The sequence below is a fragment of the Tateyamaria pelophila genome, assembly GCF_019966495.1.
In the GTDB taxonomy this organism is placed as follows: Bacteria; Pseudomonadota; Alphaproteobacteria; order Rhodobacterales; family Rhodobacteraceae; genus Tateyamaria; species Tateyamaria pelophila.
The window spans coordinates 1-12256 of sequence record NZ_JAIMIA010000063.1; the positions used below are offsets into that span (position 1 = coordinate 1).

The following is a 12256-nucleotide window of genomic DNA, read 5'->3' on the forward strand; positions in this document are numbered from 1 at the left end:
CCCGGAACGCGATACCGGCGCCCCAGAAATCAGAGACGCCGCATGAAATCGGCGGACAACTCCTTTGACAAACACCGCAAGGCATCCGTGGCAATGACTGCGAAAGACGTCACGAGCGCCACGACAAGGATCCCGATCGCGGATGGCAATCTCAGAAAGAGATAGTTGATTGCCCCAAAGGCCCCGGCCAGCACGATAAGAAGTGATGTAATCTGGAGAATTGACATGCCGGTCCTATCGGAGGTGTGAGCGTTGATAGCATCGCCTGCGCAAAGCACCAAACCATTGCAGGATTGAGATCGGGATGTCCTCATGTTGTTCCGCTAAGCAGCAGAAGGCTTTGAAAATGCCAATCTGGTTTCAAACATGGTCGCAACGACAATTTCGAGTAACCTAGGGAAGCCCGAGTGACCCAAGGTACTTTCAATGCGTCTCGCCACGTTCAATGTACAAAATCTACGACTGCGCGAGAGGCAGGGACACCTCGTTCTAGATGGGGCGGTAGACCATGATTTTGATGACCGGCCCAGATCGGTCGATCAGGATATTGCTGACCGAACTTTGACCGCCAAGGTCATGGCGGCGGCGCAAGCCGATGTCATTGCTCTTCAGGAAGTGTTTGATGCTGAGTCCCTAGACTTCTTCCATGACCAATTCCTGCTCAAGGCCGGGTCACCTCTTTACCCTGCCCGCACCTGTTTACCTGGCAACGATGGTCGTGGGCTCGATGTGGCTGTGCTTTCAAAGGTCGCTCCGCTGTCCGTCAAAAGCCATGCGCATCTGACTGGAATGGATTTCGGGCTGGCAGACTTACCAGAAGACCTTCGGAATTTTCCGCTCTTTCGTCGCGATTGCCTTCAACTGGAATTTGAAACCTTCACGCTGTTTGTTTGTCACTTCAAGGCGCCTTATCCGGATAAAGCCAAGGCTCAGATAGTAAGGGAGGCCGAGGCGCGCGCTGTCCGGAAGATCGTCGAAAGCCGTATTCTGAAACCAGAAGGCGAGCGGTGGATGATTGTGGGAGATTTTAATGAGCCCGCTTGGGGGCGCGGCTCTGACCCGTCGGCGCTTGAACCATTAAAGCATGGTTTTTCCGAAGATCTGCTGGACCGCATGCCACGCGGAACCGATTGGACCTTCGAAGTGCCGGACACGCATGTGCACTCACGACCTGACCGGATTTTTGTTTCTCCGCGATTGGCAAAAGAGTACCCGGAAGTCGTTCCCCAGATAGTGCGAACTGGAATGTCCCGGTATCTCTCTGAACCGGGCTCTTTTGTTGTTCATGACACAACGCAGAGCCATGCAAGTGATCATGCTCTCGTTTATGCGGACTTTGCGGGGCTCTAACCAACGTGATTGAGTTGCGTAACCTCAATCAAGCTCCAGCAAATGCATGAGGTGCGAGGTTACGATGTAACTCTGCCGGCGGGAGGGAAATGCCGCTGCGTTTCTTCCCGCCGGTCAGACAGGTTTTCTCTGATGGGACCGGCGCAGAACCTACTGCGTCGGCATCAAAAATATTTCGTTTATGGCACACCTCGGATCGGCGTTCAAAGCATGCATAGCTGCTTCGGCCACGTCCTCAGGCTGCAGTTTGTCTGGTTTTGGCGTGTCGAAGAAGGGCGTGTCCACCATCCCTGGAGCCACCACCGTGCAACGCCCGCCGAAAGACTTCATTTCCTCCGACAGGTTGCCCCCGTAGCCATGCACGAACCATTTTGAGGCGCCGTAAACCGAGCCGGAGATGTGGCGCCGCCCAGCTGCTGAGCCAGTCAGCAGCAAGTGGCCCTTCCGTTGCTTGAGATACGACCAATTGAATAACAGCCAAATGGTAGGATTTAGCGCGCAGAACTTGCTATTGCCTGGACTCGGCTAGACTGGACTTGACGTTGGTAATACAGTGGATTAACTGCTGTTTCTGTTGAGCGGGCGTTGTGTAGTGGTAAGACCTTAGCCTTCCAAGCTAATGACGCGGGTTCGATTCCCGCCGCCCGCTCCAGAAATTCATTTCCGACAAATTACCTATAAAGAGCGTGGCTTTACAGATTTATGTGTTTGTATTTGTTCTGTTAAACTTCATTTGAACCACTGTCTTCCAAGCTAATGACGCGGGTTCGATTCCCGCCGCCCGCTCCAAGTCTTCCCGACCTCTGAAAGTCACAAATTTAACGGGTGCCGCGGCGCTGGCGTGGTTTCATCGGTCTTGATCCGATCCGGCGGACAGGCGCGGCACACGGCCCACCCGGACGCCACACTCCGTCCGGGTGCGCAGCAATATGCCGCTGAACCGGGCGCGCTTTTCTTTTTTGCCTTCGGATGCCACAGAGGGCGCATGTCGAAAAAAACGTTGAACGCACAAAATCTCAAGGCTCTCGGCGCGGACCGCTTGGCAAATCTGCTGATCGAGGTCAGTACCGGCAGTGCGGAGATCAAGCGGCGTCTGCGGCTGGAACTCAGTCATAATATCGGGCCGGCCGAGCTGGCACGCGATGTGCGCAAGCGTCTGTCGGCGTTGCGCAAATCGACGAGTTTCGTGGGGTGGCGCAGACGTAAGGCACTGATCAAGGACTTGACCATTCAGTGCGACATGATCACGGAAAAAATTGCCCCTGACGACCCCGTGGCTGCTTTCGAATTGCTGTGGGAATTCATCGAACTGGCGCCATTCATACATGGCCGCGTGGATGACAGCCGAGGCGACGTCGGGGAGGTGTTTCGCGCTGCACTGTTCCGGTTCGAAGACATCGGCCCCCGTGCCTTGCCGGACCCGGTGGCGCTTGCCGCACGCGTTTGGGACGCGGTGTCCGACAATGGCTATGGCGAATTTGACGGGCTGATTGGCCTGCTTGCCCCCACTATGGGTCCAGACGGGTTGGAGCACCTGAAAATGCTCGTGCAGGCCGAGGCCGAAACGCCCCCCGAGCCGACACAGGATCACGAGGCTTTGCGCTTCCTGCGTGATCTGCGCAGTGACAGCGGCAATTACGCCGCAGACCGCCAGAGCCGCCTTGTTCAGCAGTGTCTACAGGAGATCGCCGAGGCACAAGGCGACGTCGAAGCCTACATCGCGCAGTACTCCGGCCAGGATCTGGCACGCCCATTGGTTGCCGCCGAAGTTGCACAGTTGTTGCTCGCCGAGGGGCGGGCGGAGGATGCGCTTGATAGGCTGACCCGCGCGGATCTGGGCGGTCGCGGATTTGGGCAGGCGGAATGGGACGCCGCTTATATCGCCTGCCTGATTGCGTTGGACCGAACCGATAACGCGCAAGCCCATCGCTGGGAGCGCTTTTCAGAGACGCTGCACCCGGATTTTCTGCGCGATTATCTCAAGCTCTTGCCGGATTTTGACGATGTCGAAGCCGAAGAGGCCGCCAAAGCGCATGCCTTGGAGTTTGAAAACGTGCACAAGGCGTTGGCCTTCTTGCTCAGCTGGCCGGATTTCTCCGCCGCTGCCCGTCTGATCGAGAGCCGCACCGCGGAACTTGACGGTGATTTCTATGACGTACTGGCCCCGGCGGCCGATGCGCTGCGCGAGAAACATCCTCTGGCCGCTGTCCTCTTGTGGCGCAAGATGATTGACTTCGCGCTGATCCAGGGCCGCGCGACCCGCTATCGCCATGCCGCCGATCACCTGATGGACTGTGCTGCGCTGGACGCCGAAATTATCGATTACGGCCCGGTCGCGCCGCATGACGCTTATCTGGCCGGCTTGCAGGTACGCCATGAACGCAAGGTTTCGTTTTGGGACAAAGTGCGCTGATCCCGGATCAGTCTGTGCCGATCTCTTCTGCGACGTTGTCTCGCAAGGCCTGCAATTCGTCGATGGCTTCGTTCAGTTGAGCGCGTTGCTCGGCCAGCTCTTTCAGCTGCCCATCCGCCAAGCTGACCCATGCGCGCATCTGCGCCTCTGTGCCTTCATGTTCATAAATCATCAACCATTGCCGGATGTCTTCCAGCTGAAAGCCGAATTTGCGGCCCCGCAGGATAAGCTTCATCCGCGCCCGGTCGCGCGCGTTGTAATATCGAGAGCGGCCTTCGCGATCAGGCTGCAGCAATTCGATATATTCATAGTAGCGCAGCGTACGCGGCGTGACATCGAACGCGGCGCACATCTCCTTAAAACTCAAGCGGTCCTCGGCCATGCGTCTTCTCTCCCTGCGCGAATCCTAAGCGCGCGCTGGCGCAAGAGCAACAGGTGCTTGCCCCGAATGTGCGCGCGGCCCATAACTTCAGAAGAATTGCGCCGAGGAAAACCGACCCCCATGACCGATAAACTCAAACTGGCCCGCCAATTCATCGAAGCGATCCCGCATTCGCGCGATCTGGGGATGGAGTTGACAGAGATGGCCGATGGCATTGCGGTGATTTCCATGCCCTATGACGCGCGGCTGATCGGCGACCCGGAGACGGGCGTGATCAGCGGCGGCGCGGTGTCGGCGGTGATGGATACATGTTGCGGGGCCGCGGTGATGAGCCATCCCTCGAACGCGGGCGGGACGGCGACAATCGATCTGCGCATCGACTACATGCGGGCGGCCACACCGGGGCAAGCCATCGTGACCCGGGCACATTGCTATCACATCACGCGCTCCGTCGCCTTTGTGCGGGCCACGGCAATGGACGATGACACAGAGAACCCTGTTGCCACCGCAACCGGTGCCTTTACGGTGGAGGGCAAGCTATGAAACGCCCCGAACCCGTTCAAGTCGTCAAACAGCGCCGCGATGATGCCTTGCGCGCCTTGGTGGGCGGCGTGCCCTATATCCAATATCTCGGCGTGCAGTTTGATCGGCGCGGGGACGAGCTGACAGGCGTGCTGCCCTTTGCCGAAAAGCTGGTGGGTAATCCGATGTTGCCGGCCCTGCATGGCGGCGTTACGGCAGCCTTCCTCGAGGTCACGGCGGTCGTCACGCTCAGCTGGGCTTATCTGTGGGAAGACATCGAAAGCGGTAGCCTTGATTTCGACCCGGCGCAGGGCACGCGCCTGCCGCGTTTGCCAAAGACGGTTGATTTCTCGGTGAACTATCTGCGGTCGGGCCTGCCGCGCGACGCCTATGCGCGGGCGCGGGTGATCCGCTCCGGTCGCCGCTATGCGTCGGTGCATGTGGAAGGCTGGCAGGATAATCGCGAAAAACTCTTTGCGCAGGCCACCGGGCATTTCGTGATGCCACAGCGGCGTTAGAAATGGATCACCCAGCGCCTGCGACGCCTCCCGTCGCGCTGACGCACCGGCGTGTGCTCAGAATTGCGCTGCCGATTGTGCTCTCCAATGCGACGGTTCCGATCCTTGGCGCAGTCGATGTGGGCGTCGTCGGACAGTTGGGAGAGGCCGCGCCGATCGGCGCGGTGGGCATCGGGGCCATCATCCTCACCACGATCTACTGGATTTTCGGTTTCCTGCGCATGGGCACCGTCGGCCTTGTGGGGCAGGCCGCAGGGGCAGGGGATGAAGACGAAGTATCGGCGTGGCTGACGCGGGCCTTGATGGTGGCCCTGGCCGGGGGTGCCGGGCTGATCTTGCTGCAATGGCCGATCTTTTGGGCGGCGTTTCAACTGGCTCCGGCCAGCGAAGAGGTCGAAAGCCTTGCCCGCAGTTACTTGTCGATCAGGATCTGGACAGCCCCCGCCGCCATCGCGATCTACGCGCTGACCGGCTGGCTGATCGCGATGGAACGCACGGGCGGTGTGTTCTGGATCCAACTGGTGATGAACGGCGTGAACATCGGGTTGGATTTCGTATTCGTTCTGGGCTTTGGCTGGGGCGTACCGGGAGTGGCGATTGCCACGGTCATTGCGGAAGTATCAGGTGTCGCGCTTGCGCTGTGGCTGTGCCGCGATGCATTTGCACGTCCGGCGTGGCGGGCATGGGAGCGTGTGTTCAACCGGGCCAAGCTGATAAAGATGGCGCTGCTGAACACTGATATTCTGCTGCGCTCTGCCATGTTGATGATCATTTTTTCCAGCTTCGTCTTTATCGGCGCGCGGTTCGGGGATGTGACCTTGGCGGCCAATGAGGTGCTGATCCAGTTCATGTATATCACCGCCTATGCGATGGACGGGTTCGCCTTTGCCGCCGAAACATTGATTGCGCGCGCGTACGGGCGCGGCGATCCCGCACGGGTGCGCAGAAGTGCCGTGATGACGGGCATATGGGGCTTGGTGATCTGTGTGCTCTCTGCCGCCGCTTTCGCTTTTGCGGGTCCGTGGATCATCGATCTGATGGCAAAGGACGTCGAGGTCCAGACCACGGCCCGCGCCTATCTGTGGTGGATGGTGGCCGCGCCACTGTTGGGCTGTGCGGCGTGGATGCTGGATGGGATTTTCATCGGGGCGGCCCGGGGGCGCGACATGCGCAACATGATGGCCATCAGTTTTGTCATCTACTGGGCGGCTGTCTTTATCTTGCTGCCGCTGATGGGCAATCACGGGCTGTGGGCGGCGCTGCTGATCTCGTTCGTCGCGCGGGGCGTGACCCTCGGGGCGCGTTATCCAGCGTTGGAACGGGAGGCAGGGGGCTGACCGGGGCCTTTGGCAGCACTGGAAAGGATCACAGCCAGCGTTGGGTCTGCGTGCCCACGGCCTCGGCGACGTTTTGAAACCCATCACGGGCCAACAGGCCGTCGAGGTCTTGGGCGATACGGGCGGCGAGGCTGAGCCCGCCATAGATCAACCCTGTATACAGCTGCACAGCCGACGCGCCCGCGCGGATCTTGGCATAGGCGTCTTCGCCACTGGAAATGCCGCCAACCCCGACCAGTGGGATGTCCGTCAGAGTGCGGAGTTTCGCGAGCACCCGCGTCGATCTTTCGAACAAAGGTGCGCCAGAAAGCCCACCAGCCTCATGGGCATGCGCGCTTTGCAGACCCGCGCGGTCCAGCGTCGTGTTGGTGGTGATGATCGCCGCGATCCGGGCGTCTTCGGCCACTTTGGCGATGTCGCCCAGATCCTGATCGGTCAGGTCCGGCGCAATTTTCAGGAACACGGGCACGGTGTTGCGCACCTGCATGACGCCGTCGAGCAGAGACGCCAGCGCCATCGGCCCTTGCAGATCGCGCAGCTTTTCGGTGTTGGGGCTGGAGACATTCACCGTGGCAAAGTCGATATGGTCGCGACAGCATTCGAGGACTTTGGCAAAATCTTCCGCCTTGCTTGTGCTGTCCTTGTTGGCGCCAAGGTTCAGGCCCACGGGCACACCTTTGGGACGGCGCGCAAGGCGCTCTGCGATGGCCGACATGCCGTCATTATTGAAGCCAAACCGGTTGATGGCCGCCTTGTCCTGGCTCAGGCGGAACAGGCGCGGCTTTGGGTTGCCTGGCTGCGGCACCGGCGTCGCCGCCCCAACCTCGATCCATCCGAAGCCCGCCCGGCTCAGCGGTGCAATGGCGGTTGCGTTCTTGTCGAACCCGGCGGCGAGGCCGACCGGATTGGGCAGTTCCATTCCGGCAAGCGACATTCGCAGCCTCTCAGAAGACACCGGACCGGGCAGGGCGACAAAAGGCGTGCGCAAGGCGGCCATGGCCAGCCCATGTGCGGTTTCCGGGTCGATCCGGTGCAGGGCTTTCAGCCCCATCTGTTCCAGCATGACTTTCATCCGAACCGGTCCGCGCTCTTGGCCGGTGCACAGCGGATCAGGCGCGAGGTCGCCACAGCCGCCTGCCGATGCACGACCGCTTCTTTGTAGGCAGGGTCCGAGATCATCGCCAGAAACGCATGCGTCGTTGGATAACTGGCGATGAACACGGCATCCCATGCTTCATCCGCGGGGCCGATCAGCATCGCCTGAAACGCTCCGCGCCACAGGATCGACCCGCCGACCTTGGTGAGGACAGGGGCGCTGTGTTTGCCATAAAGCTGATAGGCCTCCGCGCCCGTCAGCCCGTCCCGTGCCAGAACATGATCGCCGGGATAGTTCGCCAGATCACGAAAGCGCACGAGGTTCAGCATCTCGATGGGATGATCCCGATCAAGGTCCTTGAAGGCATCGAACTGGGCGCGGGTGGGATCGATATGGGTCATTCAAACCCGGCCCCCGCCGGGAATTCATGCGCGCCATCCTTCAACGGCAGCGGCTGCGCCCAATGCACATCTGCAATCGTCATCTCGCGGTACAAATGGGGGAACAAGGCCCCGCCGCGTGATGGCTCCCACCTGAGATCATCGCCCAATGGATCGCTTTGAACTGCAATCAAAAACAGATCGCCAACACCCGCAAAATGCTTGGCAGCGGTTTCGGCGGCCTGCGCCGCGGTCGAAAAGTGGATGTACCCGTCGGCCACGTCGATCGGCGCGCCGGTGGTCGTCCCGTCGGTGCGCAACTGCGCCCATTCGGAGGCGCGGAAAATTTTGTAAATCAGCATGGCGTCCCTGATGCCTGCCGCTTGTAAATTGGTCAAGTCCACCGTCGCTTGCGCGCTTTTTCAAAGCCGCGGCGTCAAGCATGCACGACGGGCTTTGACTCTTGCCTCAGGTTGGTGAACGATGCCGCCATAACCAATAAGGGAGACATGAAATGACCCGATTTCTGATGGGCGCGGCGGCTCTGGCACTGAGCGCCGGAACGGCGGCTGCAGACTATACGCTGACGATCCTGCACACGAACGATTTTCACGCGCGCTTTGAGCCGATCAACAAATATGACAGCAGTTGCGGCGAAGAAGATAACGCCGCAGGTGAGTGCTTTGGCGGCTCGGCCCGTCTGGTAACGGCGATCGAAGAGGCCCGCGCACGCTCTGACAATTCGATCCTTGTGGATGGGGGCGACCAATTCCAGGGCACGCTGTTTTACACCTATTACAAGGGTGCGCTTGCGGCCGAGATGATGAACCTGATGGGCTATGATGCCATGACCGTCGGAAATCACGAATTTGACGACGGGCCGGAAGTGCTGCGCGGGTTCATGGATGCGGTCGAGTTCCCGGTTCTGATGTCCAATGCCGATGTGTCTGCCGAACCGTTGCTGGCGGATACGCTGGCCAAGTCCACAATCATCGAGCGCGGCGGCCAAAAGATCGGCCTGATCGGCCTGACGCCCGAAGATACCGACGAGCTTGCCTCGCCGGGGCCAAACATCACCTTCTCTGATCCGGTTGCGGCTGTGCAGGGCGAAGTCGATGCGCTGACGGCGCAGGGCGTGAACAAGATCATCGTGCTGAGCCACTCCAGCTATGCGGTTGACCAACGCGTCGCCGCAGGGACCACAGGCGTCGATGTAATCGTGGGCGGGCATTCCAACACGCTTTTGGGCGACATGGACGGCGCCGAGGGGCCGTACCCCACCATGGTTGGTGACACGGCGATTGTGCAGGCCTACGCCTACGGGAAATTCCTGGGCGAACTGAACGTGACCTTCAACGACGCGGGCGAGATCACAAGCGCCACAGGCCAGCCACTGATCATCGACGCGGCAGTATCCGAAAATGCGGGCGTCAAGTCGCGGATTGCCGAAGCGGCTGCACCTCTCGAAGAGATCCGCAACCGTGTTGTCGCCGAGGCCGCAACGCCGATTGGCGGAGACCGTTCCGTTTGCCGCGCCATGGAGTGTTCCATGGGCTCGCTGATTGCCGATGCCATGCTGGACCGGGTCAGGTCCCAGGGCGTCGAGATCGCAATTCAGAACGGTGGCGGTATCCGAGCATCCATAGATGCGGGCCCCGTGACCATGGGCGAAGTGCTGACGGTGCTGCCGTTCCAGAATACCCTGTCGACGTTCAAGGTGACGGGCGAGACCATCGTCGCGGCGCTTGAAAATGGCGTGAGCGAAGTCGAAGAAGGGGCGGGCCGTTTTCCGCAAGTCGGCGGGATGAGCTATGCCTTTGACGTATCACAACCTGTCGGGTCGCGGATCAGTGACGTAATGGTGGGGGGTGCACCGATTGACATGGCGAAGCTTTATGGCGTGGTCAGCAACAACTATGTGCGCAATGGCGGTGATGGTTACAAAATGTTCGTCGGAGCACAGGATGCCTATGATTATGGACCTGATCTGGCGGACGTCACGGCGGAGTTCCTGGCGGCGCAAGGGCCGTTCACACCCTATACCGACGGCCGGATCACAGTGAAGTAACCCGGCGATGGCGCACCATGGGTGCGCCTTACGGGACAAGATCAACCCCATCTGCCCAATGGCAGGTGGGGTTTTTGTTGCATCAGCGCCCGCGTTACGGTTGTGATATTGCGGCATCTTGGCGGTCGGTCGGGCATCGGGTAGCGTCGCGGCCATGTGTGGACGTTTTGCCGTAACCCTCCCGCCGGATGCGATGGCGCAGCTCTTTGCGGCGACCCCGGCCAATGACCTGCCGGATGTGCCAAATTACAACGTTTGCCCCACCACAGACGTTCACGTGGTGCACAACGCAGGCGAGGGGCGCAGACTGGTCGCGATGCGTTGGGGGTTTATTCCGCATTGGTACAAGAAACCGAACGATGGCCCGCTCCTGATCAATGCCCGGGCTGAAACCATTGCCGAAAAACCGGCCTTTCGGGCGGCCTGCCGTGACCGACGGGCGGTTATGCTGGCGTCGGGCTTTTACGAATGGACGCGGGACGGGGATACGCGGCTCCCTTGGTACATCACCCGCTCTGATGGCGCGCCACTGGCCTTTGCCGCAATCTGGCAGTCCTGGCAAAGCAAGGACGAGGCCGACCCTCCGATGCGCACCGCCGCCATCGTCACCACGGGCGCGAACGCGCGGATGTCTGCGATTCACCACCGGATGCCGGTGATCCTTGCGCCTGAGGATGTGCCGCTTTGGCTGGGCGAAGAGGGCAAAGGGGCCGCGCGGCTGATGCGCGCCACACCCGATGACGCGCTGGTCTGGCACCGTGTCTCGACCGCGGTGAATTCCAACCGGGCTGCGGGGCCGGACCTGATCGAGCCCTTCGAGGCCGAGGATTAGTTCAGTGGTGCCGAGTTGAAACTCATGCTGCCCTCCACCGTAAACGCCCCGTCCTCATTCGTCAGATCGGCATTGTAAAACGTTTTCTCAACGCTTTCGTCGATGATCATCGTTTCGGTGCCGTCCGGGGCGATTGGGCCGAGGGTCCAAGTGCTGTTATCGGATATGATCGTCTGGTTTGTGGCAGAGACATTGATGAATTCGACCGTATCCCCTAGCGACATATAGGTGGTTTGCGGGAAGTAACCGTCTGACATGATCAGAATGACATGTTGCTCCGCAGCCGCGGCAGAGCCGAGCGACATGGTGGCCACAGCGGCCACAACTGAGATTGCGCGTTTCATGGCAGCATTCCTTTTCTTGTACTTTCTCCACCCCGGCTTCACCCGACGGCCAGAGGCACATGGCGCAGGTATCGCGATCAAATAGGGCGGAAATTGGACGGATCTGGATCAGTCCTGTGACAAATGCTCGGAAATCCACTGACGAAACGAGGCAAGACTGGGCGGGTCAGGCCGTTCGGCGGGCCAGACAAGGTAGTAGTCGCCGATGCTTTGCCCCACGTCTTGCGCTGCCCGCACAAGCGCGCCGCTCTGCAAATGGGCGCGGGCCACGAAGTCAGGCAAAAGCGCAACGCCCAACCCGTGGATCGCAGCCTGTGCCATGGTCGAGAACTGATCAAACACCATGCCCGCGTTTCGGGGCGGCGGCATGTTTTGTCTCGCAAACCAGCGCGCCCACGCCCGTGGACGTGTGTCGAGATGCAGCAGCGGCAGGGTGCCCAGCAGATCGGCGCCTGCGCCCTCCGGGGCCATCCCCGGTGCGGCTACGGCCACCACATTCTCGGGCATCAAAAGCATGTGCCGCGCGCCCGGCCAGTCCTTGCGCCCGAAATGGATCGCGGCATCGAACGCCTCGGTGCGAAAATCAAACGGGGCGAGCCGCGTCGAAAGGTTCACCGTCACTTCCGGATGGCTCGCCGCAAAATCAGCGAGGCGGGGCGCAAGCCAATGCATCCCGAACGCCGGTAGAATGGCGAGGTTCAGGGCACCGCCCATCGGATTGGCGCCTGCCGCCACCGACGCAGAGCCCAGGCGCATCAGCACATCACGCACATGGACAACATAGTCGCGCCCCACGGGCGTCAGTACCAGCGCACGACCTTCCCGTGTGAACAGCCGCGCATCGATCTGCGTTTCGAGGGTCTTCAACTGTCGGCTGATTGCACTTTGGGTCTGCGACAGTTCCTGAGCGGCGGCTGTGGCAGAGCCAAGCCGTGCAACGGATTCAAACGCCAGCAGCGCGGGAATGGACGGCAAAAAGCGACGATGAGCGAACATATGATTTTTTATCATGGT

The 12256-nt window shown here is 60.2% G+C and carries 13 protein-coding genes, 1 tRNA gene and 2 pseudogenes; 8 read left to right on the plus strand and 8 right to left on the minus strand.

Annotated elements, in window-relative coordinates; genetic code table 11:
• Window positions 1-77: 77 nt before the first annotated feature.
• Window positions 78-227, minus strand: a pseudogene (locus LC354_RS17310) (cation:proton antiporter); the annotation flags it as partial.
• Window positions 228-426: 199 nt separating this feature from the next.
• Here LC354_RS17310 and LC354_RS17315 point away from each other — a divergent pair.
• Window positions 427-1350: an endonuclease/exonuclease/phosphatase family protein gene (locus LC354_RS17315; protein ID WP_223426189.1), complete on the plus strand. Its 924-nt coding sequence runs from the start codon at window positions 427-429 to the stop codon at window positions 1348-1350.
• A gap of 150 nt (window positions 1351-1500) precedes the next feature.
• On the opposite strand, the pseudogene LC354_RS17320 reads toward LC354_RS17315, so the two are convergent.
• A pseudogene (locus LC354_RS17320) lies at window positions 1501-1809 on the minus strand (SDR family oxidoreductase); the annotation flags it as partial.
• A 119-nt stretch (window positions 1810-1928) separates the two neighbouring features.
• Between LC354_RS17320 and LC354_RS17325 the strand changes: the two are divergent.
• Together LC354_RS17325 and LC354_RS17330 are read left to right on the plus strand one after the other, a co-directional pair.
• Window positions 1929-2002, plus strand: a tRNA-Gly gene (locus tag LC354_RS17325).
• 333 nt (window positions 2003-2335) lie between these two features.
• Window positions 2336-3763, plus strand: a complete 1428-nt coding sequence (locus tag LC354_RS17330) for a DUF6880 family protein (RefSeq protein WP_223426191.1) — start codon at window positions 2336-2338, stop codon at window positions 3761-3763.
• Between the two features lie 7 nt (window positions 3764-3770).
• Here the strand turns inward: LC354_RS17330 and LC354_RS17335 are convergent, their stop codons facing one another.
• Window positions 3771-4145 (minus strand): MerR family transcriptional regulator, encoded by a 375-nt coding sequence (locus LC354_RS17335; RefSeq protein WP_223426192.1) that lies wholly within the window; start codon window positions 4143-4145, stop codon window positions 3771-3773.
• 120 nt (window positions 4146-4265) lie between these two features.
• Here LC354_RS17335 and LC354_RS17340 point away from each other — a divergent pair, with 120 nt between their 5' ends.
• The 3 genes from LC354_RS17340 to LC354_RS17350 are packed head-to-tail and all read left to right on the plus strand — an operon-like array spanning window position 4266 to window position 6522.
• Window positions 4266-4688, plus strand: a complete 423-nt coding sequence (locus LC354_RS17340) for a PaaI family thioesterase (RefSeq protein WP_223426194.1) — start codon at window positions 4266-4268, stop codon at window positions 4686-4688.
• On the plus strand, window positions 4685-5185 hold the full coding sequence (locus LC354_RS17345) for a PaaI family thioesterase (RefSeq protein WP_223426196.1): 501 nt from the start codon (window positions 4685-4687) through the stop codon (window positions 5183-5185). Before LC354_RS17340 ends, LC354_RS17345 begins: the two co-directional genes overlap by 4 nt.
• A gap of 2 nt (window positions 5186-5187) precedes the next feature.
• Window positions 5188-6522 (plus strand): MATE family efflux transporter, encoded by a 1335-nt coding sequence (locus LC354_RS17350; RefSeq protein WP_223426197.1) that lies wholly within the window; start codon window positions 5188-5190, stop codon window positions 6520-6522.
• 28 nt (window positions 6523-6550) lie between these two features.
• Here the strand turns inward: LC354_RS17350 and LC354_RS17355 are convergent, their stop codons facing one another.
• Genes LC354_RS17355 through LC354_RS17365 form a run of 3 tightly spaced genes read right to left on the minus strand, consistent with a single transcriptional unit; the run spans window position 6551 to window position 8360 of the window.
• Window positions 6551-7594, minus strand: coding sequence for a quinone-dependent dihydroorotate dehydrogenase (locus tag LC354_RS17355; RefSeq protein WP_223426199.1), 1044 nt, complete (start codon window positions 7592-7594; stop codon window positions 6551-6553).
• Entirely contained in the window at window positions 7591-8019 is a 429-nt protein-coding gene (locus LC354_RS17360; protein WP_223426200.1) for a DUF1330 domain-containing protein, read from the minus strand. The genes LC354_RS17355 and LC354_RS17360 overlap by 4 nt, the downstream gene beginning before the upstream one ends.
• On the minus strand, window positions 8016-8360 hold the full coding sequence (locus LC354_RS17365; protein ID WP_223426202.1) for a DUF952 domain-containing protein: 345 nt from the start codon (window positions 8358-8360) through the stop codon (window positions 8016-8018). Before LC354_RS17365 ends, LC354_RS17360 begins: the two co-directional genes overlap by 4 nt.
• A 152-nt stretch (window positions 8361-8512) precedes the next feature.
• On the opposite strand from LC354_RS17365, the gene LC354_RS17370 reads away from it, so the two are divergent.
• Together LC354_RS17370 and LC354_RS17375 are read left to right on the plus strand one after the other, a co-directional pair.
• Window positions 8513-10066, plus strand: coding sequence for a bifunctional metallophosphatase/5'-nucleotidase (locus LC354_RS17370; protein ID WP_223426204.1), 1554 nt, complete (start codon window positions 8513-8515; stop codon window positions 10064-10066).
• Window positions 10067-10220: 154 nt separating this feature from the next.
• The gene (locus LC354_RS17375) at window positions 10221-10898 is read left to right on the plus strand and encodes an SOS response-associated peptidase (protein ID WP_223426206.1); all 678 of its coding nucleotides are present in this window, start codon (window positions 10221-10223) and stop codon (window positions 10896-10898) included.
• Here the strand turns inward: LC354_RS17375 and LC354_RS17380 are convergent.
• Together LC354_RS17380 and LC354_RS17385 are read right to left on the minus strand one after the other, a co-directional pair.
• On the minus strand, window positions 10895-11242 hold the full coding sequence (locus tag LC354_RS17380) for a hypothetical protein (protein WP_223426208.1): 348 nt from the start codon (window positions 11240-11242) through the stop codon (window positions 10895-10897). The genes LC354_RS17375 and LC354_RS17380 overlap by 4 nt on opposite strands.
• 108 nt (window positions 11243-11350) lie before the next feature.
• The gene (locus LC354_RS17385) at window positions 11351-12238 is read right to left on the minus strand and encodes a LysR substrate-binding domain-containing protein (protein ID WP_223426209.1); all 888 of its coding nucleotides are present in this window, start codon (window positions 12236-12238) and stop codon (window positions 11351-11353) included.
• Window positions 12239-12256 lie beyond the last annotated feature (18 nt).

Excerpts from the sequence above, each read along its gene's own strand:
- LC354_RS17315 (WP_223426189.1), top strand. The coding sequence starts at position 427 with ATGCGTCTCGCCACGTTCAATGTACAAAATCTACGACTGCGCGAGAGG.
- LC354_RS17330 (WP_223426191.1), top strand. The coding sequence starts at position 2,336 with ATGTCGAAAAAAACGTTGAACGCACAAAATCTCAAGGCTCTCGGCGCG.
- LC354_RS17335 (WP_223426192.1), bottom strand. The coding sequence starts at position 4,145 with ATGGCCGAGGACCGCTTGAGTTTTAAGGAGATGTGCGCCGCGTTCGAT.
- LC354_RS17340 (WP_223426194.1), top strand. The coding sequence starts at position 4,266 with ATGACCGATAAACTCAAACTGGCCCGCCAATTCATCGAAGCGATCCCG.
- LC354_RS17345 (WP_223426196.1), top strand. The coding sequence starts at position 4,685 with ATGAAACGCCCCGAACCCGTTCAAGTCGTCAAACAGCGCCGCGATGAT.
- LC354_RS17350 (WP_223426197.1), top strand. The coding sequence starts at position 5,188 with ATGGATCACCCAGCGCCTGCGACGCCTCCCGTCGCGCTGACGCACCGG.
- LC354_RS17355 (WP_223426199.1), bottom strand. The coding sequence starts at position 7,594 with ATGAAAGTCATGCTGGAACAGATGGGGCTGAAAGCCCTGCACCGGATC.
- LC354_RS17360 (WP_223426200.1), bottom strand. The coding sequence starts at position 8,019 with ATGACCCATATCGATCCCACCCGCGCCCAGTTCGATGCCTTCAAGGAC.
- LC354_RS17365 (WP_223426202.1), bottom strand. The coding sequence starts at position 8,360 with ATGCTGATTTACAAAATTTTCCGCGCCTCCGAATGGGCGCAGTTGCGC.
- LC354_RS17370 (WP_223426204.1), top strand. The coding sequence starts at position 8,513 with ATGACCCGATTTCTGATGGGCGCGGCGGCTCTGGCACTGAGCGCCGGA.
- LC354_RS17375 (WP_223426206.1), top strand. The coding sequence starts at position 10,221 with ATGTGTGGACGTTTTGCCGTAACCCTCCCGCCGGATGCGATGGCGCAG.
- LC354_RS17380 (WP_223426208.1), bottom strand. The coding sequence starts at position 11,242 with ATGAAACGCGCAATCTCAGTTGTGGCCGCTGTGGCCACCATGTCGCTC.
- LC354_RS17385 (WP_223426209.1), bottom strand. The coding sequence starts at position 12,238 with ATGTTCGCTCATCGTCGCTTTTTGCCGTCCATTCCCGCGCTGCTGGCG.